Raw genomic sequence first — 21,430 nt, forward strand, 5'->3', positions numbered from 1 at the left:
TCAGTTGAGATGGGTTATATGGTAGGTAAGTTAATTGGTTGATATGGTGGTAAATCTAAAGTATAGCGTATCCAATTGAGAAAGCCGTATTTTTCACGAATAGTAGTATCTATTGGGTAATAAGGAGTCTCTAAAAAGTTATCTATTCCATTGAATTGGATACCATCCCAAATAAATATATTATTTGGATGATAAAAGTCATATTTCTTCACATTATGATTAGTGGTAATCAGTTTCTTTTGGTAGCCTATAGATTCAAATATTCTGAAGGATAGCCCATTATGGTCTGGTGCTTTTAAGTCTACTAATGCTTTAGCTTTTCTGGCATTTTTTAAATTTTCCAGGAAACTAATATTGTGGCTAATTATATTGATATTATTAGGGTATAATTTTTTATAATTAGAAAAATTATGTTGTCGCTTAGATCCGCAATAGATATGAAAGTTTAAATTCCACCCCTTTTTTCTTGCAGAAGAATTAAAATTATGAATTAGTAACTCACGGCCAGGTAGATGGCTGCCTGTAAAATAGAATGTATCGTTATTATTTTCTAGTGGAAGCTTTAGATCATAATCAAAATAAAAATTCGTGTTAGGCAAAAAATTTGCACAAATATCATCAGGATCAAATATATAGAAGCGATCAAATAAAGGGATGCGTGTTTTAATATTTGGATATCGATTCATGCCATCCCATTGGTAGTTAACCATATTAAATCTTATATGCTGACGAATGAGATGTAGTATATCTTCTGAGTAGATATCAGCCCGAATAAATAGGGCATAATCTATTTTTTCATTTTTCGATAGTAAATCAGCAATTTGTGTGTGTAGTTGTGATAAACGTAGCCGTTGTTTTGCTTGTTTATCTCTGAGAGCTAATTGGCGAAATTTAGTCTGTGCCCAGTCATAAAAGGACGGATATTGAAATTGGCTACCATCGTCAACAATATTAATAACATTAAAACCATGATATTTTAGATTGGTTTCAATTAGACGGAAGATTTCATTATCTGGCGGCATGCCTAATAAAATCGTTGGCTGGTGGCTCATGATGGTAAGTTATATAGTAATTTTAGGTAGTCTAATTGGGTCATATGGAGGAATATCTAAGATATAGCGAATCCAATTACCAAAGCTATATCGCTCTTTGATACGGCTATTAATTTCATGGTATGGTTGTTTTAAGAAGTCAGTTATACCATCAAAACTAAGGCCATCCCAAATAAAAATGTTATCTGGATGGTAAAAATCATAGTGACGTATTTGAGTGTTAGTGGTAATTAATTTTTTTTGGTAGTGAAGCGCTTCAAACGTACGGAATGATAGACCATGGTGCGCTTGGATAACAAAGTCTACTAATATTTTACTATTTCTAATATTTACTTGGTTTTCGTCGAAGCTAATAGCAGAGGTAATAAAATTAACGTTTTCTGGATAAAAGTTATGAAATTCCGAAGGCTCTTGATTCCATAGGATATTGAAATTTAACTGCCAACCTTGCTGCTTAGCATATCTGGCAAAATTGCTAATTTTAGTAGCTCGATCATCATTATGGAAGCCTAGGAAGTAGAAGTTATTGTTAGTATTTGTGTTATCCGTTGGTAGATGATCAAAGTAAAAGTTCGTAGTAGGTAGTAGAGGATATTGCTGATATACCAGATCGGCTGGGTCAAATACAAAAAAACGATCAAAGTAAGGAATAGTACGCCAGATATTAGGATAGCGCTGGATACCATCCCATTGATAGGCTACCATAGTATGGCGGGTATTCCTACGGATAAAGGTTAGTAACTCTGGGTGCAATAAGTCACTACGTATAATTAATGCGTAATCTACCGGTTGTCCATTTAGTTGAGCACTTAGTTCTTGTTGAATTATTTTACTTTGCAGGCGCAATTTGGCATCCCTCTCACCTAACAGCAGTTGGCGATATTTAGTTTGTAATCTCGCGCTGAATGAGGGGTAAGAAAATTGCATAGCAATATCAGTGCTAATTACGTCAAAACCATGGTGTTGCAAGTTTTGAATGAATAATTCGGTTATGCCGCTTATATTAGGTAGAGCAAGATAGATGCGAGGAGGGGGGGCTGCCTGGTATTTTAGTTGTTCCATCTTAATTGCACCAAGGTAAGGTATAAATCATCAGCAAGTTGGTGCTAGCAAAGGGTTATTCCCCTAATACTGCAATATCCGCTACCGCGTTCATTTGCTCTGCTAAGCGGTTCAGCAGGTTCAGGCGGTTTTGTTTTACGGCGGGGTCTTCCGCCATCACCATCACGCCGTCGAAGAAGGCATCGACTTGCGGTTTGACGGAAGCCAGTTCGGACAAGGCAGTCTGGAAATTGCCTTCGGCGACTGCGGCGGCAATTTTCGGCTGCAAGCCTTGCGCGGCGGCGTACAGGGCTTTTTCTTCGTCCTGTTGCAGTAGGCTTTCATTGACTTCGCCCAACGCGGCATCGGCTTTTTTCAGCAGGTTTTGCACGCGTTTGTTGGCGGCGGCGAGTGCGGCGGCTTCGGGCAGTTGCTTGAACGCGGCAACGGCTTGCAGTTTGGCGGTTAAATCGTCCAAACGGCGCGGCTGTTTGGCGAGTACGGCGGCAACGATGTCTTGCGGATAGTCATTTTGTAGCAATACGGCAAGGCGCGCCTGCATGAAGTCGGCGGTTTCAGACGGCGTTTTTTCGTTAAGCAAACCTTTGGGGAAGCTGTCGAAGGTCGTCTGAATCAGCTCGTTCACGTCCAAACCATACTGCATCAGCATCCGCAGGATACCCAAGGCAGCGCGGCGCAGGGCGTAGGGGTCTTTGTCGCCGGTCGGAATCAGACCGATGCCCCAAATGCCGACCAAGGTTTCCAGTTTGTCAGCCAGTGCAACGGCGGTGGCGGTTTTACTTTCAGGTAGCCTATCACCGGCAAAGCGCGGCTGGTAGTGCTGCTCGACGGCTTCGGCGATTTCTTCGGTTTCGCCGTCCAAACGGGCATAGTATTTGCCCATCGTACCTTGCAGTTCAGGGAACTCGCCGACCATTTCGGTCACCAAGTCGGCTTTTGCCAAACGCGCGGCGCGTTCGGCTGCGGTAGCGTCCGCGCCTAAAGCTTTAGCGATGTGGGCGGCGATGCTTTGCAGGCGTTCGATACGTTCGGCTTGCGAGCCGATTTTGTTGTGATAAACCACGTTCGCCAATTTGGGCAGACGGCTTTCCAAAGTCGCTTTTTGGTCTTGCTTGTAGAAGAACTCGGCATCAGACAGGCGCGCGCGCAAGACGCGTTCGTTGCCTTGAATGATGTGCGAAGGGTCTTCGGTTTGCAGGTTGGAGACCAGCAGGAAGCGGTTCATCAGCTTGCCGTTTTGGTCGAGCAGCGGGAAGTATTTTTGGTTTTGCTGCATGGTCAGAATCAGGCATTCCTGCGGCACGGCGAGGAAATGTTCTTCAAAACCGGCTTCCAAAACAACGGGGTATTCGACCAGCGCGGTCACTTCGTCCAACAGGGCTTCATCGGCCGCAACGGTGGCTTTCAGACGGCCTGCCTGCTCGTTCAAGGCCGTCTGAATAGCGGTCTTGCGCTCGGCAAACGAAGCGACGACTTTGCCTTGCTCGCGCATTTGTGCGGCGTAGCTGTCGGCGTTTTCAATGGTGATTTCGCCGTTGGACAGGAAGCGGTGTCCCAAGGTTTGATTGCCGCTTTGCAGGCCCAAAACGCTGACGTTTACGATGTCGCCGCCGTGCAGCACAATCAGCCCGTGAACGGGGCGCACGAAGGTAAACGTGCTGCTGCCCCAACGCATTACTTTTGGAATCGGCAGTTTCTTAACCGCTTGATTGATAATGTCTTCCAAAAGTTCGCCCAACGGTTTGCCGGTTTGGACGTATTCGTAGGCGTACACATCCTGTTTGCCGTCGTGGACGATGGTCAAGTCTTCGATTTTCGCCCCAGCACCGCGTGCAAAACCTTCCAAAGCCTTGGTCGGTGCGCCGTCTTTCATGGCATTCGCCACGGCAGGGCCTTTTTTCACGATTTTTTGATCGGCCTGAACGGCTTTGACGTTTTTGATTTGAACAGCCAAACGGCGCGGCGATGCATAGGCGGTATATTCGGCTGATCCGTCAATCAGTTGCGCTTTTTCCAAGCCCTCGGCAACAGAAGCGGCGAAGTGGTTGCCTAGATTATTCAGGGCTTTGGGGGGAAGCTCTTCGGTTAAAAGTTCGATTAGAAGGGTTTGGGTGTTCATTAGCGAGTGTCGTTTAATGTTTTCAGGTAGCCTGCTGCATGTTGATTGGTTTGGTATTTTGTTCGGGATAGCGTGTGGCAGGCTGGGTTAGTTTGGAGAGGGATTCTATCATTTTCAGGTAGCCTTTGGGGCTACCTGAAGATTATTCGGTGTTGGTCAGCCAGTGTTGCAGAACTTCGGCGATATGGTCGGCATCGATGTGTTCTTGCTCCAAACGGGTGTTAGGGTAGGACTGATGGTGCAGATTATGCCACAAAAGGGCTTCTTCTGCGGTAAGATTGTCGGGCATGGGCTGTTTGTGGCTGGCTTCGGGTTCATTGCTCATGCGGTGTGCATAGCGTTCGGCAGTGGCGGGCTTGGTGAGTAGGGTGGTGGGCTGTGGGCAGTGGCGGCGGGCTTGGGCGAGCATAATGAGGCCGTCGGAATCGAGGTCGCCCCAGTAGGCAACGGTTTTGTGCGCCAGCCAGCTGGCCTGCATCCAAACGAGGTTTTTACCGCCGCCGCTGACGGCTATGGTTTCGGGGGTATCGGGCAGGGCGAGGCAGGTTTGTTCGTTTTCGATTACGAGGATGCGGCGGGAGGGTAATTCGTAGTCGAGCAAAACTTGGGTGGGCAGGCGCAGGAGGGGCAGGCCGGACAGGGCTTGGCGGGTGCGGGCGCACAGGGGGCGGACGAGTAGCCAGTCTTTGGGCGGGGTTTGGTAGCCGAGCCAAGCGTAGAGTCCTTGGGCGGCAACATTGCCGTGCAGGGCTTCGAGCAGGGTCTGGACGAGGGCGGCGTGCTGTTCGATGAATTTGGTGTGGATGCCGTGCAGGGGAAGGGCGCGCAGGTAGCGGCCTTGGCCGATAGTGGGGTATAGCTGGGGGATAGTTTGGCACAGCAAGGCAAAGTCGGTATCGGTCATGGCCTCGAGATCATGCATGCTGCCGATAAGGGCAATAGAAAGGGCTTCTTGCTGCCAGTTATTTGGCGAGCAGGCGCGCATCAGGCGCGTATAACGGGTTTGCCAGTGGCGGTGTTGTCGGTACTCGTTGCTGCCAATAAAGCGGGCGAGTGATTCTACATCGGGAAAGTGTAATTTCGGCGGGATGGTTTGTTCGCCGAAGTGCTGGAGCTTGCGGCTGGTGCAGATGGTGTTTTCTATGCCGCGCCAAGCTTGGATGAAATGCTGAAAGTGTCCGGCGTGTTGCAGGGCTTGCTTGCCGCTGGGCGGTTTCAGACCAAGCTCGAGGGGGAAGGCACTGCTGTCGGACAAAAGTTGCTTGCGGCGCGCGCTGTTCCAATATCGGCGGCGCAGGATGGCGGCGGCATCAGGCGGGAGGATGCCCCAATCTGGTTGGTTCATAGCGGGTGTATTCCTAATTGTTCGGCTTCTTGCAACAGGCTACCTGAAAAACGTTCTTGCTGTTGCCGGTCAAGCTCTTCCCAGGTCATTTCGCACAGGCTGCTTTCGTGTTTTTCAGCGTTTCGCTCGGCAATCACAAGGCTTTTGGCACTTTCGCGGGCGAGGTTGAGGTTTTTATAAGGTGTAATCAGATTGACGTGGATGTGCAGCTCTTTGAATACGCGTAGCACTCGGCGGCTGACGGCTTCGGCGGTGTTGGAGAAGGCTTCGTCAAGGAAGACGGTGCGGTACACGGGATAATCGCAGCCGTCGGGAGTGAGTACGTAGGCAAGGCTGGCGGCTACGATGATGCCGGCAAAGGCTTCTTTTTCGCCGCCGGATTTGCCGCCGGAGGAATCGAGCACGTCGAGCACTTCTCCGCTGGCGAGGTTGGTTTCTTCGGCGAAAAATTCGAGCCGGTAGCGCGGGTCGAGGAGGCGCAGGCTTTCCAGATTGTGCGGGCTGGCGGTGTGTTTTTTCAGGATTTCGATGAGCCCGGCCAGCATTTGGAAGCGCAAGTCGTGGTTGCTGCCGGTGATTTGGGCGAGGGCGGCGTTGGCTTTTTGGTGGAAGTTTCGCACGTGGTCGAAGGCAGCCAGATTGGTGCAGTCGCGCTGCCTGAGGCGCAGGTAACTGCCGGGGCGGAATTCGGTTTTGGCCAGCACTTGGTTGATTTTCTGGATACGCTCGCGGATGGTGTCGCGTTCGGTGTTGAAGGCGGCCAGCAGGGTGGCGAGCGATTGGGTGGAGTATTTGCTGACGCGTTCGGCTTGCCGCTCTACCAAGTCGGGCAGGCCTTCGTGGCGGATGTAGTTGAGATGGGTGATGTATTCGGGCAGGGCGGCGTGGACGGCAGTGGGCCAATCCAAGGTGTAGGGTTGCCAACGTTCGTTGCTGCGGAAGGAGATCATGATGCCGTTGGCGCTGTTTTCATCGCGGGTTTTCTGCTGGCGGGCCTACTCGATGCGCTGCTCGTAGCTTTGCAATACGCGGGATTGCTGGCGACTGTCTTGCGGGACGGTTTCTTCGATGGCGTCGGTAAGGGCAGTGAGCACAGTTTCAGGGATGGGTTGCCGGGCGAGTTCTTGCAGGCTGTCGAATTCGCTTTGCAGGCTGTCGAGTTTATTTTTCAGGTAGCCTTCTTGCTGTTGCTGCTGCCCGAGGGCGGTTTGGATTTGGGCAACAGTATGTTTTGCCTGCTGCCAGCGTTGTTCGGCCTGTTGCAGGTTGCCACCGGATTGTTTGAGGCGGGCGAGGTCGGCTTGGGTGTGGGCGAGCTTTTGCTGGCGGTAGGGGAGGTCGATGTCGTGCCATTGGTAGGTTTGCAGATTTTGCCATTGCACCTGCTGTTGTTGGACTCGGTTCATTTCGGCGCGTTCGTGTTCGACTTGCCGGGTTTGTTTGAGCAGTTTGGCTTGCAGGGAGGTTTGTTCGGTTTTCAGGTAGCCGAGATGGGTGGCGTTGGTAAAGCCGAGAAACCAGTGGCGGGGATCGTCGATGCGGGTTTGGTCTTTTTTCTCGGCGCGGCCGTGTTCCCAGTGTTGCAGGCCTTGGCGGGTGAGTGAGAAGGGAGTGCGGTTGAAGCTGTCAAGGTCTTCGGCGCAGTAGAGATCGGCTTTTTTCAGGTAGCCTTGGAGCCAGTCACAGTAGGGATGGTTGCGCCACAGGAGTTTTTCGAGGATGCCGCCGCTTTTGAAGGCGGCGGGTTTGGTTTCACTGCCAACGGCCTGCACACGGATGTGGAGGCCGGTATGGCACTGGTTGAGCCAGCGGGTGATGCGGGGGTATTGCTCTTGTGGTACGAGCAGGGTGGTGCGCAGGCCGCCTAGGGCGCGCTCGATGGCGCCTGTCCAATCGGCGTGTTCGCGGACGATGTCAAGCATTTCACCAATAAACATCAGCTCTTGAGGGGGAATACCCAAATCTTGGGCTACGTTGTCGCGCCATTGCTGCTGTTTGGGCGGGATATTGCTGTTGGGACGTTTGCCGATTTCGTGCAGCTCGGTTTTGATTTCGCGCAGGCTTGTTTGTAATTGTGAGAGCTGTACGCCGCTTTGAAAGAAGCGTTCTTGTTGTGCCTTTAACTGATTTTCGACGGCTGGTTGCTGCCCGGCGGCGGTATGCAGGTTGCGCTCGAATATGTCGGGGGCGAGGGTGTCGGGCAGGTTGAGGGCGAGACAGATTTTTTGGTAGGCATCGGCGGTGTGGCGGGTGTGTTGCAACTGGGCTTCTTCCAGCTTAAGCTGGTTTTCTAGGGCTTGCAGCCTACCGCCGCCGGCATGGAGATATTCGGCGTGACGCTGCTCTTGGGCGTGTTGTGCATCGGCGAGGGTGCGCTCGGTATCGTCGATTTGTCGCTTGATGGAGTGGAGGTTGCCTGAAAGTTTTTCGGTTTCTTGTGCAAGGAATCGGGTACGGCAGCAGGCGAAGTAGGCGGGAATGTGGCTGCGCTGTTCGTTTAATTGGTGGATGGCTTCGCCTGCTTGGGCGATTTTTGCCTGCAGACCGGGCAGGGGCTCTAGATGGGTGAGCTGTTTGCGGGCATCGGCGGCTTGCTCGTGGATGGCGGCTAAATCTTGAAATTCGTCGATGATTTTGGCAGCTTCGCTGCGGATGGCGGAGGGCTCGAGCACCAGCTCGCGGATGAGTTTGGTGAGGTCGTCGATTTTCTTTAGGCCGAGGGCGCGGGAGAGCAGGGCGGGTGCATTTTCGTTCTCCATATGCAGGCAGCGGCGGTAGTGGGTCTGATAGGTTTCGAATTTGTCAAAGTCTTTGATGTCGGGCTGGCTTTTCAGCCAACGGTTGAGGGCGCGCAGGTCGCCGTTGCCGAACTGCAGTAGCAGTTCGGACAAGCTCAAGTTGTGCCGGGATACCAGATACAGGCGTTTCACGTCAGAGAGACTGCTACCGCCCGGCGGTGTCCAGAATAAGGCGGCCAGCGTGGTTTCGCTGCCGTCGTCGGCACGGTAAAGGGCGCGCAGGCCGGTGATGACGGCACCGTCGCGCTTACTTTTTCTGCGGGTGGAGAGACCATCGTGGTCGGCACCGAAGTGGCCGCGCATATAGCTGAGGAGGGAACGGTCGGTTTTGTCGCCCTGGGCGGCGGCGAGGTTGAAGGCTGCTTGGCGGGCGGGCAGCAGCAGTGCCATCAGACCGTCGGCCAAGGTGGATTTGCCGGCGCCGTTGCCGCCGGTGATGAGGCTGCCCTCGGGATGGATGTGGGCGGTGTGCAGATTGTGGAAGGATCCCCAGTTGTATACGGAGAGTTCGGCTAGGCGAACGGGGCTATAGATGGCAGGGATGTTCATGGTTCGGGTTCGGGCGGAGGTTCTTCGGTTGGTTGGGCTGCGGGCTGATCGGGGGCAGTTTGTGCCAGTTGTTTGTATTCGGCAATCATGCGATCGAGGAAGTCGGGATTGACCACGTAGCGTATTAGCGGGGTGATTTGATAACGGCCTTCTTCGCCGCGAGCGGCGGTGAGAAGCTTGCGTTCGGCAAAGCGTTTGAGACTGCCTGAAAGTTTGCGTTTGTCGAGGCTGGCACGGTCACTTTCGGGCAGCATGGGGGCGAGGTTGGCCAGCAGGCGTTCTTCATCAACCATGATTTTTTGCTCGCCGGCGGTTTCGCGCTCTTGGAAATGTTTGCGCAAGCCGAGTAAAACCAAGGTGTCGTAGAGAGTGAGGGTGCGGCGGGTGATGAGGGAGCGGGTGTCTTCTTCGTTTTCGTCGCCAAAGGAGGTGTATTCGGGCTGCTGGTTTTCGATGGCTACAAAGGCGACGCCGGTGCGTTCGTCCAGCGTGAGATAGAGGAAAACCTCGCCTAGGTGGCGGCGTATATCTTGCTGATACAGGCACAGGACGGCGAACAATTTGGGCTTTTCGGCCTGTAGAATCACGCCCTGTTTCATGAGATGCACCAGCACTTGGCGGGCTTCGTCGTTCATCGGCGGGATAGAGGCAGTAGAATCGGGGGTGGTGTCAGGCATGGCTAAATGGCTAATTCGTCGATTTGATCGGGGAATTGTTCGGGCGAAACGGTGAGCAATGGCACTTGTACGCGCAGAGGGCGGCCGCTTTGGTCGTGGATGGTGAATTCTTCTTGGCAGTTTGGATGGGCAGCCAAATCGTTTTGCCGGTTTCCAGGCAGCCTTTGGAGTACGGCACGCAGCACGCGGTAGTAGGCCACCAGTTCTTCCAGCCCAAGCTGTATCGGCCGTTGGGCAGAGAGGGAAGAGAGGGTTTGCGGGGCATCGGCACGGCGGATAATGGTTTACAGAGCAAGGGCGATTGGGCGGATTTGCACGTTGTCCAAGCTCTTTAGGATATCTTCGCTGGCACGGCGGCTGTTGGGATGTTCTTCGATTGAGGCTACCTGAAAACCGGAAGAAGCTTGGCGCAGCTTCATGCTGTTGGGTGAGGAAATGGCGATGCTGCCCACGTTTAGGCTGAGGGCGGTTGGTGTGTCTGTGCGGCAGTTTTGTTCGCGCAGCAGCATGGCCAGCCGTTCCAGCTCGCGGATTTTGCCGTCTACGGCTTGGTTTTCGTTGGCCATGCCGCTTTCCACGTAGGCGCGCAACTCCTGCTCGGTACGCCGGCGGATGCGGAACACGCGTTTGCTCTCGCCATTGAGTTCGGACAGCAGGCGGCTTAAAAACAGGCGGCGCACGGGAGATAGGTGTTGTGCGGCGGGATTGGCCAAAATTTACTCCAGTTGCTCGCGGAATTCGCCGCTGCGGTAGGGATGGCACAGCAACTCGAAAAAGCTGTTGAAAGCGTCGCCGGCGGAAGTGTTGTCGAGCCATTTTTCGCGCTCGAATACGGTTTGCAGCACTTGCCCGCGCGTGTAGCCGCCTTTGAGGATGCGGATGCGGGCGAGGCGGTCGAATCGGCGGATTTCGTCTTCCATAAAGCGGAAGTCGGTGGTGAGCCCGGAGGCCAAATCGTAAATCTGCTCCAGCATTTCGGCTTGGCGGTTGGCGGAGTATTCGGGCACGCTGCCATCGGCGATTTGGGCGATTTCCTGCTCGATTTCGGCTTTTTTGCGTTGCAGTACGGCGATGCGCCGTTCGGTGTCGTCGTCGACGGCGGCGGCAAAGTCGCGCACGGCCTCCTGCACCAGCCGCAGCCGGGAGGCCGTGGTGCCGCGCTGCCGCTCTTGCAGGCTTCGCACGAAACGCAGTGCTTGGTCGGCGGCATCGGTGGGCATCAGGACATCGTCCATTTCGCGCAGCCAGCCTTCTTTAATCCATTCGTTCAGATAAGTGGCGGCAGGGGTCTCGCCTTCGTCCCAGAAGCCGGTTTCGCGGTTGCGCGTAATGCCGTCTTCCAGCAGCAGGCGGGCTTGGCCGTAGGGGAGCTCGTTTTTCTCGGCAAACGCCGCCGCAATAAAGGCCAGCACTGTGGGAGCATGCCGCGCACGCAGTAGTTTCCAGGCGGGATGACCTTTGGCAATCTGCCGGAAACGGTTTTGTTCGACGGTGAAGTTCACGGGGCTGTCCTTATGTCAGCCGGGGCTACCTGAAAAATCCAGTCGGCTCGTCGCCCTATTTTTTCATCAGTGGAAAACCCAGCTTCTCGCGGCTTTCGACGTATTTCTGCGCCACGGCGCGGCTTAGGGCGCGGATGCGGCCGATGTAGGTGGCGCGCTCGGTTACGGAAATGGCGCCGCGTGCGTCTAGGAGGTTGAAGGTGTGGCCGGCTTTGAGGACGAGCTCGTAGGCGGGCAGGGCGAGGCTGGTGTCTTCCACGGCCAGCAGGCGTTTGGCTTGCGCTTCGTAGTCGTTGAACTGGCGCAGCAGCCAGTCGGCATCGCTGTATTCGAAGTTGTAGGTGGATTGTTCGACTTCGTTTTGGTGGTACACGTCGCCGTAAGTTATGGTGTTGCCGTCCAGTGTTTTTGCCCAAACGAGGTCATAGACGTTTTCCACGCCTTGCAGGTACATCGCCAGGCGTTCGATGCCGTAGGTGATTTCGCCGAGCACGGGGGTGCAGTCGATGCCGCCGACTTGTTGGAAGTAGGTGAATTGGGTGACTTCCATGCCGTTGAGCCAAACTTCCCAGCCCAAACCCCATGCACCGAGGGTGGGGTTTTCCCAGTCGTCTTCGACGAAGCGGATGTCGTGCACTTTGGGGTCGATGCCCAATTCGCGCAGGGAATCGAGATAGAGGTCTTGGATATTGGCGAGGGCGGGTTTGAGGGCTACCTGAAATTGATAGTAGTGCTGCAGGCGGTTGGGGTTGTCGCCGTAGCGGCCGTCTTTGGGGCGGCGGCTGGGTTGGACGTAGGCGGCAAACCACGGTTCGGGGCCGAGTGCGCGCAGGCAGGTGGCGGGGTGGGATGTGCCGGCGCCGACTTCCATATCGAGCGGCTGGAGCAGGGTGCAGCCTTGGGCGGCCCAGTAGTTTTGCAGTTTGAAGATGATTTGTTGGAAGGTGAGCATGGTTGTGCGGGAAAGTTGGAAAAAATAATGGCGGTATTGTACTTGGTTTGCCGGTTAAACAAAACAAAGCTAAAGGCTACCTGAAAAATGGTTGTTGGGATTTTCAGGTAGCCTTTTCATCTTTAAAGGCATGGCTGAAGCACTTGCTTCGGCTGGCATTATGGTTTGCCGTTCACCGGCCGTTTTAAGGCTACCTGAAAAAATAATCAGACGATTTCAGGTAGCCTTCGCCAAACCGGCTAGGCTTCGGCAAAACGCACGCCGGTGAGCTGGGATTTCAGGATGGCTTGGCGCAATGCCTGCAATGCCTGCGGTCGCACGAAGTTGCGGCGCGAGGCCAATACGATGCGGCGGGTGGGTACGGGCGGCTCGAAGGGGATGATGGAAAACAGCAGGTGGTCGTTGTCCGTGAGGGCGCTGGAGGGCAGTACGCTGATGCCCAGACCGCTGGCCACCATGTGGCGGATGGTGTTGATGGAACTGCCCTGCAGGGTGTTGGCCAGGCCGAGGATGCGCTGGCGGGAGGCCAGTTTGCTGCAGCTTTCTAAAACTTGGTCGCGCATGCAGTTGCCTTCGCTGAGCAGCAGCACCTGCTGTTCTGTCAGCTGCTGCACGGATACGGCGTCGAGCTCTTCAAACTCGTGCCCCTTCGGCACGATGACAAAAAACGGCTCGTCATACAGCGGCTCGGTGATGATGCCGGGCTCTTGGAAGGGTTCGGCCACCACGATGGCATCCAACTCGCCTTTTTTGAGGGAATCGGTGAGGTTGGCGGTGTAGTGCTCTTCCAGTATCAGCGGCATATCGGGCGCCAGCTTGCGCAGCGACAAAATCAAGCGCGGCAGCAAATAAGGTGCTACGGTGAAAATCAGCCCCAGCTTGAACACGCCGGCCAGCTCGTTTTGTTCGGAGGCGGCCAGGTGTTTGATGCGGTCGGCCTCTTCCAGCACGCGGTGCGCCTGAGTAATGATGCGCTCGCCGGTTTCGGTGGGCTTGACTTCGTTGCTGCTGCGGTCGAACAGCGAAACCGAAAGCTCTTCCTCCAGCTTTTTAATCGCGATGGAGAGAGTGGGCTGGCTGACAAAGCAGCGTTGGGCGGCACGGCCGAAGTGGCGTTCTTGTGCAACGGCCACAATATAGCGCAGTTCGGTCAGAGTCATGGTTTAGCTTTCTTCGTTTTTGCGTTGCAGGTCGGGCAAAACGATGTTGAGTTCCAGCACGTCCACACCGTTTTGCGTTTCCTGCGAGATACGGATGTCGTCCGGCGACACGTGTACATATTTTGACAGCACTTCCAGCAGCTCTTTCTGCAGGGTGGGCAGGTAGTCCGGCGCTTGGGATTTCACGCGCTCCTGCGCAATGATGATCTGCAGGCGGTCGCGGGCGATGCTGGCGGATTTGTTTTTCTTGCCGAACAAGACGTCAATCAATGACATGGCCTATCCTCCGAACAGGCGTTGCAGGAAGCCTTTTTTCTCCGCTTCCAGGAAACGCATCGGCCGGTTTTCGCCCAAAAGGCGGGCCACCACGTCTTTATAGGCTTCGGCGGCCGCGCCTTCCTGGTGGATGACGGGCAGGCCGACGTTGGAGGCCTGCAGCACGCTTTGCGATTCGGGGATCACGCCCAAGAGGGGAATGCGCAGCACGTCCTCAATGTCTTTCACGGAAAGCATTTCGCCGCTTTCCACGCGCTCGGGGTTGTAGCGGGTAATCAGCAGGTGTTCTTTCACCTGTTCGCCTTTTTCGGCATGGCGGCTCTTGCTCTGCAGGATGCCCAAGATGCGGTCGGAGTCGCGCACGCTGGACACTTCGGGATTGGTGGTGACGATGGCTTCGTCGGCAAAATACAGCGCCATCAGCGCACCGGTTTCGATGCCGGCGGGTGAGTCGCAAATCACGAATTCAAAGTCCATTTTTTCGGTGAGCTCGGAGAGCACGCGTTCCACGCCTTCGCGGGTAAGTGCGTCTTTATCGCGGGTTTGCGAGGCGGGCAGCACGAACAGGTTGTCGCAGTGTTTGTCTTTAATCAGAGCCTGGTTGAGCGTGGCTTCGTTTTGGATGACGTTGATTAAGTCGTACACCACGCGGCGTTCGCAGCCCATGATGAGGTCGAGGTTGCGCAGGCCGACGTCGAAGTCGATGACGGCGGTTTTGTGTCCTTTCAAAGCCAGGCCGCTGGCGATGCTGGCGCTGGTGGTGGTTTTGCCCACGCCGCCTTTGCCGGAGGTTACTACTATGATTTTTGCCACGGTTATGGTCCTTTCCCTTATGTGAATCTGTTTTGTTGAAATGGGTTGTTACGTTTGGCGGGTTGCCTGAAAAGGCTACCTGAAAATGGTTTGCCGCCGTTTGTATTTTGTGTGTAGCCGATTAAATGTGGGTTGCTTTCAAATAATCTCACTGAGGGCGGCGATGGCCAGCCGCTCTTTTTGCAAATAGACCTGCACGGCCTGGCGGTGGAGGTGCGGGGGCAGCTGTTGGTCGAAAGTGCGGTAGATGCCGGCGATGGATACCAGCTCGGCCTGCATCGATTGGGCGAAAATGCGGGCGTTTTGATCGCCACTGGCGCCTGCCAAGGCGCGGCCGCGCAAGGGGGCGTAAACGTGGATATGGCCGTCGGCAATCACTTCGGCTCCTTCGTTCACTAAACCCAGTACGATCAGGTCGGCGTTTTCGGCGTATACCTGCTGGCCGGTACGGATCGGTTTCTCCACCACAAGGGTTTGTCGCACGGCAGGAGCTGGCGGGGTGCTGGGCGTTTCGTGTTGCGTATTTTCAGGTAGCCTTTTTTGTTCTTCACCATTGGCGTTATCGCTGCAAAAGGCTAAGTGATGGGCGCGGGCGGCGGCCTGCCATTGTTCGTCGTGATGGCGCAGGGTGCCGATAGGCAGGCTGTGCTCGGCAAACAGGCCGAGCAGGCTGTCTAAATCCAGATTGTCCGGCGAGTCGAATGCCTGCACGTCGAGCAGCAGCGGCATATCGCTGAGTTCGCGGTATTGTGCGGCGCGCTCGGTAAGGGTTTGCCGGATGGCCGCCAGCTCAGTGGTGTTGAGCTGGATGGCGAGCGCGTCAAGGCGGGCGGATTTGATGTCGAATGCTGGCTTCATCGGTGCGATGGAGTCGTAATTTAAGAATTGAAACGGCTCGCAGTTTACCGTTTTATGTAGGCTACTTCAAATTTGTGCGATGGTCGGCTTATTATCAGGCTACCTGAAAACTTGGCTTATAATGCGGCGAATCGCTTTCAGGTAGCCTGTTTGGTAATTTAGAGGCTACCTGAAAACCAGTTTGAGCAATTTAAATGGAAAAACTATGCAGAAGCCGATACGGATTTTGGGCATCGACCCGGGCAGCCGGGTAACGGGTTTTGGTGTAATTGATGTGCTGGGGCAGAGTCATCGCTATGTGGCATCCGGTTGCATCAAAACCATCCCGGACGACGAGCTGGCCGGGCGCATCGGCATTATCGTGCAGCACATCGGTGAGATTATTGATACTTATCGGCCGAATCAGGCGGCGGTGGAGCAGGTGTTTGTGAATGTTAATCCCGCTGCCACGCTGATGCTGGGGCAGGCTCGCGGCGCGGCGGTGGCGGCACTGGTGCTGCGTGGGCTGCCTGTATATGAATACACGGCTTTGCAGGTGAAGCAGGCGGTGGTGGGGCAGGGTAAAGCGGCGAAGGAGCAGGTGCAGCATATGGTGGTGCAGATGCTGAAGTTGTCAGGAAAGCCGCAAGCTGATGCGGCCGATGGGTTGGCTGTGGCACTCACCCATGCATTGCGTAACCATAGTTTGGCAGCAAAATTACACAACGCTTCACAGATTAAAGGCGGCCGGTTTCAGGTTTAGTTTTCAGGTGGTCAGTGGTTGGTTGTATTTGTGCCGGTTAAATTTCATTTTTCCTTAGAGGCTTAGTCATTTTTGTTCGATATTTTATTTTTAGGTATTTGACAAAGTTTTTTTGGCGGCGTATAGTTCGCATCTTCGCTGTTCCTTACGGCACAATTTGCTGTTTGCGGTTTGATTATTTACTGTTTGCAGTTGTGATTATGCGTCAGTTTGGTTCGGCAGCTCTTTAACAATCAGATTACCGATAAGTGTGGGTGTTTTACACCTGCACTGTTGAGAAGAAGACAAGACGATGTTTGACATTGTCCTGTCGGTTTCTTTGAAGCAGACCAGAAGTTATTAAGTTAGAGATTGAACATAAGAGTTTGATCCTGGCTCAGATTGAACGCTGGCGGCATGCTTTACACATGCAAGTCGAACGGCAGCGGGGTAGTGCTTGCACTACTGTCCGGCGAGTGGCGAACGGGTGAGTAAGATATCGGAACGTACCGAGTAATGGGGGATAACCAATCGAAAGATTGGCTAATACCGCATACGTCCTGAGGGAGAAAGCGGGGGATCGCAAGACCTCGCGTTATTCGAGCGGCCGATAACTGATTAGCTAGTTGGTGGGGTAAAGGCCTACCAAGGCGACGATCAGTAGCGGGTCTGAGAGGACGATCCGCCACACTGGGACTGAGACACGGCCCAGACTCCTACGGGAGGCAGCAGTGGGGAATTTTGGACAATGGGGGCAACCCTGATCCAGCCATGCCGCGTGTATGAAGAAGGCCTTCGGGTTGTAAAGTACTTTTGTTAGGGAAGAAAAGGGAAGTGCTAATACCACTTTTTGCTGACGGTACCTAAAGAATAAGCACCGGCTAACTACGTGCCAGCAGCCGCGGTAATACGTAGGGTGCGAGCGTTAATCGGAATTACTGGGCGTAAAGCGAGCGCAGACGGTTACTTAAGCAGGATGTGAAATCCCCGGGCTTAACCTGGGAACTGCGTTCTGAACTGGGTAGCTAGAGTATGTCAGAGGGGGGTAGAATTCCACGTGTAGCAGTGAAATGCGTAGAGATGTGGAGGAATACCGATGGCGAAGGCAGCCCCCTGGGATAATACTGACGTTCATGCTCGAAAGCGTGGGTAGCAAACAGGATTAGATACCCTGGTAGTCCACGCCCTAAACGATGTCGATTAGCTGTTGGGCAACTTGATTGCTTAGTAGCGTAGCTAACGCGTGAAATCGACCGCCTGGGGAGTACGGTCGCAAGATTAAAACTCAAAGGAATTGACGGGGACCCGCACAAGCGGTGGATGATGTGGATTAATTCGATGCAACGCGAAGAACCTTACCTGGTCTTGACATGTACGGAACCTTCCAGAGACGGAAGGGTGCCTTCGGGAGCCGTAACACAGGTGCTGCATGGCTGTCGTCAGCTCGTGTCGTGAGATGTTGGGTTAAGTCCCGCAACGAGCGCAACCCTTGTCATTAGTTGCCATCATTTAGTTGGGCACTCTAATGAGACTGCCGGTGACAAACCGGAGGAAGGTGGGGATGACGTCAAGTCCTCATGGCCCTTATGACCAGGGCTTCACACGTCATACAATGGTCGGTACAGAGGGTAGCCAAGCCGCGAGGCGGAGCCAATCCCAGAAAACCGATCGTAGTCCGGATTGCACTCTGCAACTCGAGTGCATGAAGTCGGAATCGCTAGTAATCGCAGGTCAGCATACTGCGGTGAATACGTTCCCGGGTCTTGTACACACCGCCCGTCACACCATGGGAGTGGGGGATACCAGAAGTAGGTAGGGTAACCGCAAGGAGCCCGCTTACCACGGTATGCTTCATGACTGGGGTGAAGTCGTAACAAGGTAGCCGTAGGGGAACCTGCGGCTGGATCACCTCCTTTCTAGAGAAAGAAGCAGGGGTAGAGCATCCACACCTATCGGTAATCGGATACAGATGCGAAGAGAATGTTGGGTTTGTAGCTCAGCTGGTTAGAGCACACGCTTGATAAGCGTGGGGTCGGAGGTTCAAGTCCTCCCAGACCCACCAGTAGTCGTAGAGCGGAGCAGATCCGCCCAGGTACTGGGGGCATAGCTCAGTTGGTAGAGCACCTGCTTTGCAAGCAGGGGGTCATCGGTTCGATCCCGTTTGCCTCCACCACACAATACTTTCCAAATAAAAGTATGCTAAATATGCGAGTAAGCTGCTGCAGCTTGCAGTTTACGCGGTAGTTTGTAGTTTATTTTTATTTGCGAAGTTAAAACGCATCGATCTTTAACAAATTGGCAAGCCGAAATCAACAAACAAACGAAGTAGGGCTTATCCCAGAGATAAGTCATACAGAATTTGGGTGATGATTGTATCGACCGAATCCTGAAACACAAAAGGCAGGATTCGGACACAACAAGCAGTAAGCTTTATCAGAGTAGAGGCCTTAAGCCCCAGTTGTCGTCAACGCAGCGCAGGCGAAGTCAAAAAGGCACTTCAAATGATAGAGTCAAGTGAATAAGTGCATCAGGTGGATGCCTTGGCGATGATAGGCGACGAAGGACGTGTAAGCCTGCGAAAAGCATCGGGGAGCTGGCAATAGAGCTTTGATCCGGTGATGTCCGAATGGGGAAACCCACACAGCAATGTGTATCCTAAGCCCAATACATAAGCTTAGAGAAGCGAACCCGGAGAACTGAACCATCTAAGTACCCGGAGGAAAAGAAATCAACCGAGATTCCGCAAGTAGTGGCGAGCGAACGCGGAGCAGCCTGTATGTGATAGCCGTCGGGATAGGAGAAGGAATTGGAAACTTCCGCCATAGTGGGTGATAGCCCCGTATCCGAAATTCCGGCAGTGGTACTAAGCATACGACAAGTAGGGCGGGGCACGAGAAATCCTGTCTGAAGATGGGGGGACCATCCTCCAAGGCTAAATACTCATCATCGACCGATAGTGAACCAGTACCGTGAGGGAAAGGCGAAAAGAACCCCGGGAGGGGAGTGAAATAGAACCTGAAACCTGATGCATACAAACAGTGGGAGCACCCTTGCGGTGTGACTGCGTACCTTTTGTATAATGGGTCAACGACTTACATTCAGTAGCAAGCTTAACCGGATAGGGGAGGCGTAGGGAAACCGAGTCTTAATAGGGCGACATAGTTGCTGGGTGTAGACCCGAAACCGAGTGATCTATCCATGGCCAGGTTGAAGGTGCCGTAACAGGTACTGGAGGACCGAACCCACGCATGTTGCAAAATGCGGGGATGAGCTGTGGATAGGGGTGAAAGGCTAAACAAACTCGGAGATAGCTGGTTCTCCCCGAAAACTATTTAGGTAGTGCCTCATGTATCACTTCCGGGGGTAAAGCACTGTTATGGCTAGGGGGTCATTGCGACTTACCAACCCATGGCAAACTCAGAATACCGGAAAGTGCAATCATGGGAGACAGACAGCGGGTGCTAACGTCCGTTGTCGAAAGGGAAACAACCCAGACCGCCAGCTAAGGTCCCAAATGATAGATTAAGTGGTAAACGAAGTGGGAAGGCTTAGACAGCCAGGATGTTGGCTTAGAAGCAGCCATCATTTAAAGAAAGCGTAATAGCTCACTGGTCGAGTCATCCTGCGCGGAAGATGTAACGGGGCTCAAATCTATAACCGAAGCTGCGGATGCACGCTTCCTTAAAACAGCTTGCCGGAGCGAAGCGACGGAAAGCGCCCATCAAAGTCGAGCATGAATAGGTGGGGATAGCTGTTTTAATGAAGCGTGCATGGTAGGGGAGCGTTCTGTAGGCCTGAGAAGGTGTTTCGTAAGGAATGCTGGAGGTATCAGAAGTGCGAATGTTGACATGAGTAGCGATAAAGCGGGTGAAAAGCCCGCTCGCCGAAAGCCCAAGGTTTCCTGCGCAACGTTCATCGGCGCAGGGTGAGTCGGCCCCTAAGGCGAGGCAGAGATGCGTAGTCGATGGGAAACGGGTTAATATTCCCGTACTTGATTTAAGTGCGATGTGGGGACGGAGAAGGTTAGGTCAGCAAACTGTTGGAATAGTTTGTTCAAGCCGGTAGGTGGAAGGATTAGGCAAATCCGGTTCTTCATAACACCGAGAAGCGATAACGAGTATCTACGGATACGAAGTGACTGATACCACGCTTCCAGGAAAAGCCACTAAGCTCCAGCTTAAATCGAACCGTACCGCAAACCGACACAGGTGGGCAGGATGAGAATTCTAAGGCGCTTGAGAGAACTCGGGAGAAGGAACTCGGCAAATTGATACCGTAACTTCGGGAGAAGGTATGCCCTCTGAGGTAAAGGATTTACTCCGTAAGCTTTGGAGGGTCGCAGAGAATCGGTGGCTGCGACTGTTTATTAAAAACACAGCACTCTGCAAACACGAAAGTGGACGTATAGGGTGTGACGCCTGCCCGGTGCTGGAAGGTTAATTGAAGATGTGAGAGCATCGGATCGAAGCCCCAGTAAACGGCGGCCGTAACTATAACGGTCCTAAGGTAGCGAAATTCCTTGTCGGGTAAGTTCCGACCCGCACGAATGGCGTAACGATGGCCACACTGTCTCCTCCCGAGACTCAGCGAAGTTGAAGTGGTTGTGAAGATGCAATCTACCCGCTGCTAGACGGAAAGACCCCGTGAACCTTTACTGTAGCTTTGCATTGGACTTTGAAGTCACTTGTGTAGGATAGGTGGGAGGCTTAGAAGCAGAGACGCCAGTTTCTGTGGAGCCGTCCTTGAAATACCACCCTGGTGACTTTGAGGTTCTAACCCAGGTCCGTGAACCGGATCGGGGACCGTGCATGGTAGGCAGTTTGACTGGGGCGGTCTCCTCCCAAAGAGTAACGGAGGAGTTCGAAGGTTACCTAGGTCCGGTCGGAAATCGGACTGATAGTGCAATGGCAAAAGGTAGCTTAACTGCGAGACCGACAAGTCGAGCAGGTGCGAAAGCAGGACATAGTGATCCGGTGGTTCTGAATGGAAGGGCCATCGCTCAACGGATAAAAGGTACTCCGGGGATAACAGGCTGATTCCGCCCAAGAGTTCATATCGACGGCGGAGTTTGGCACCTCGATGTCGGCTCATCACATCCTGGGGCTGTAGTCGGTCCCAAGGGTATGGCTGTTCGCCATTTAAAGTGGTACGTGAGCTGGGTTTAAAACGTCGTGAGACAGTTTGGTCCCTATCTGCAGTGGGCGTTGGAAGTTTGACAGGGGCTGCTCCTAGTACGAGAGGACCGGAGTGGACGAACCTCTGGTGTACCGGTTGTCACGCCAGTGGCATCGCCGGGTAGCTAAGTTCGGGAAGGATAAGCGCTGAAAGCATCTAAGCGCGAAACCTGCCTGGAGATGAGACTTCCCTGAGGGTTAAGCCCTCCTGAAGAGTCGTTCTAGACCAGGACGTTGATAGGTGGGGTGTGGAAGCGCGGCAACGCGTGCAGCTAACCCATACTAATTGCTCGTGAGGCTTGACTCTATCATTTGAAGTGCTTTGCGGTGTGGAGACACCGGGAAGAGTACTCAATAGAATAAAGCTTACTG

14 protein-coding genes, 2 tRNA genes, 2 rRNA genes and 1 pseudogene are annotated in these 21,430 nt (G+C 53.5%); 5 read left to right on the plus strand and 14 right to left on the minus strand.

All coding sequences use genetic code 11. From position 1 onward, the window contains the following. Window positions 1-14: 14 nt before the first annotated feature. From ELB75_RS03810 to minC, 14 genes and pseudogenes are all read right to left on the minus strand, one after another. Complete coding sequence (locus ELB75_RS03810) at window positions 15-1,052, minus strand: WaaS/CpsH family glycosyltransferase (protein ID WP_126982782.1); 1,038 nt, start codon at window positions 1,050-1,052, stop codon at window positions 15-17. Window positions 1,053-1,061: 9 nt separating this feature from the next. Next, on the minus strand, window positions 1,062-2,114 hold the full coding sequence (locus ELB75_RS03815) for a WaaS/CpsH family glycosyltransferase (protein ID WP_126982783.1): 1,053 nt from the start codon (window positions 2,112-2,114) through the stop codon (window positions 1,062-1,064). Between the two features lie 55 nt (window positions 2,115-2,169). Continuing rightward, window positions 2,170-4,233, minus strand: coding sequence for a glycine--tRNA ligase subunit beta (gene glyS / locus ELB75_RS03820; protein ID WP_126982784.1), 2,064 nt, complete (start codon window positions 4,231-4,233; stop codon window positions 2,170-2,172). Window positions 4,234-4,375: 142 nt separating this feature from the next. Continuing rightward, window positions 4,376-5,578, minus strand: a complete 1,203-nt coding sequence (locus ELB75_RS03825; protein ID WP_126982785.1) for a Wadjet anti-phage system protein JetD domain-containing protein — start codon at window positions 5,576-5,578, stop codon at window positions 4,376-4,378. Next, window positions 5,575-6,528 (minus strand): SbcC/MukB-like Walker B domain-containing protein, encoded by a 954-nt coding sequence (locus ELB75_RS03830; protein WP_126982786.1) that lies wholly within the window; start codon window positions 6,526-6,528, stop codon window positions 5,575-5,577. The genes ELB75_RS03825 and ELB75_RS03830 overlap by 4 nt, the downstream gene beginning before the upstream one ends. A gap of 45 nt (window positions 6,529-6,573) precedes the next feature. Continuing rightward, window positions 6,574-8,925, minus strand: a complete 2,352-nt coding sequence (locus tag ELB75_RS03835) for an ATP-binding protein (protein WP_126982787.1) — start codon at window positions 8,923-8,925, stop codon at window positions 6,574-6,576. Beyond that, the gene (locus ELB75_RS03840; protein ID WP_126982788.1) at window positions 8,922-9,602 is read right to left on the minus strand and encodes a DUF4194 domain-containing protein; all 681 of its coding nucleotides are present in this window, start codon (window positions 9,600-9,602) and stop codon (window positions 8,922-8,924) included. Before ELB75_RS03840 ends, ELB75_RS03835 begins: the two co-directional genes overlap by 4 nt. 2 nt (window positions 9,603-9,604) lie before the next feature. Next, window positions 9,605-9,802 (minus strand): hypothetical protein, encoded by a 198-nt coding sequence (locus ELB75_RS03845; protein WP_126982789.1) that lies wholly within the window; start codon window positions 9,800-9,802, stop codon window positions 9,605-9,607. An 84-nt stretch (window positions 9,803-9,886) separates the two neighbouring features. Further along, window positions 9,887-11,104: pseudogene (locus ELB75_RS12835) on the minus strand (DUF3375 domain-containing protein). Between the two features lie 55 nt (window positions 11,105-11,159). After that, window positions 11,160-12,056, minus strand: a complete 897-nt coding sequence (gene glyQ, locus ELB75_RS03860) for a glycine--tRNA ligase subunit alpha (protein WP_126982792.1) — start codon at window positions 12,054-12,056, stop codon at window positions 11,160-11,162. Window positions 12,057-12,295: 239 nt separating this feature from the next. Next, a complete protein-coding gene (locus ELB75_RS03865) occupies window positions 12,296-13,216 on the minus strand; it encodes a hydrogen peroxide-inducible genes activator (RefSeq protein WP_126982793.1) in 921 nt (306 codons plus the stop codon). 3 nt (window positions 13,217-13,219) lie between these two features. Continuing rightward, window positions 13,220-13,492 carry a cell division topological specificity factor MinE gene (gene minE, locus ELB75_RS03870; protein ID WP_126982794.1) on the minus strand — a complete coding sequence of 91 codons (273 nt, stop codon included), beginning with the start codon at window positions 13,490-13,492 and terminating at the stop codon, window positions 13,220-13,222. Between the two features lie 3 nt (window positions 13,493-13,495). After that, window positions 13,496-14,305: a septum site-determining protein MinD gene (gene minD, locus ELB75_RS03875; protein WP_126982795.1), complete on the minus strand. Its 810-nt coding sequence runs from the start codon at window positions 14,303-14,305 to the stop codon at window positions 13,496-13,498. A gap of 138 nt (window positions 14,306-14,443) precedes the next feature. After that, entirely contained in the window at window positions 14,444-15,163 is a 720-nt protein-coding gene (minC, locus tag ELB75_RS03880; protein WP_126982796.1) for a septum site-determining protein MinC, read from the minus strand. A gap of 205 nt (window positions 15,164-15,368) precedes the next feature. Here minC and ruvC point away from each other — a divergent pair, with 205 nt between their 5' ends. The 5 genes from ruvC to ELB75_RS03905 all read left to right on the plus strand — a co-directional run bounded on the left by ruvC (window position 15,369) and on the right by ELB75_RS03905 (window position 21,365). Then, entirely contained in the window at window positions 15,369-15,905 is a 537-nt protein-coding gene (gene ruvC, locus ELB75_RS03885; protein ID WP_126982797.1) for a crossover junction endodeoxyribonuclease RuvC, read from the plus strand. Between the two features lie 353 nt (window positions 15,906-16,258). After that, window positions 16,259-17,800, plus strand: a 16S ribosomal RNA gene (locus tag ELB75_RS03890). Window positions 17,801-17,869: 69 nt separating this feature from the next. Then, a tRNA-Ile gene (locus ELB75_RS03895) sits at window positions 17,870-17,946 on the plus strand. A 35-nt stretch (window positions 17,947-17,981) separates the two neighbouring features. Continuing rightward, a tRNA-Ala gene (locus ELB75_RS03900) sits at window positions 17,982-18,057 on the plus strand. 335 nt (window positions 18,058-18,392) lie between these two features. Next, window positions 18,393-21,365 (plus strand): 23S ribosomal RNA (locus tag ELB75_RS03905). Together the 16S and 23S rRNA genes with 2 tRNA genes alongside form the textbook arrangement of a ribosomal RNA operon. The last annotated feature ends 65 nt before the right edge of the window (window positions 21,366-21,430 follow it).

This window comes from Eikenella corrodens, assembly GCF_003990355.1.
Lineage (GTDB): Bacteria > Pseudomonadota > Gammaproteobacteria > Burkholderiales > Neisseriaceae > Eikenella > Eikenella corrodens_B.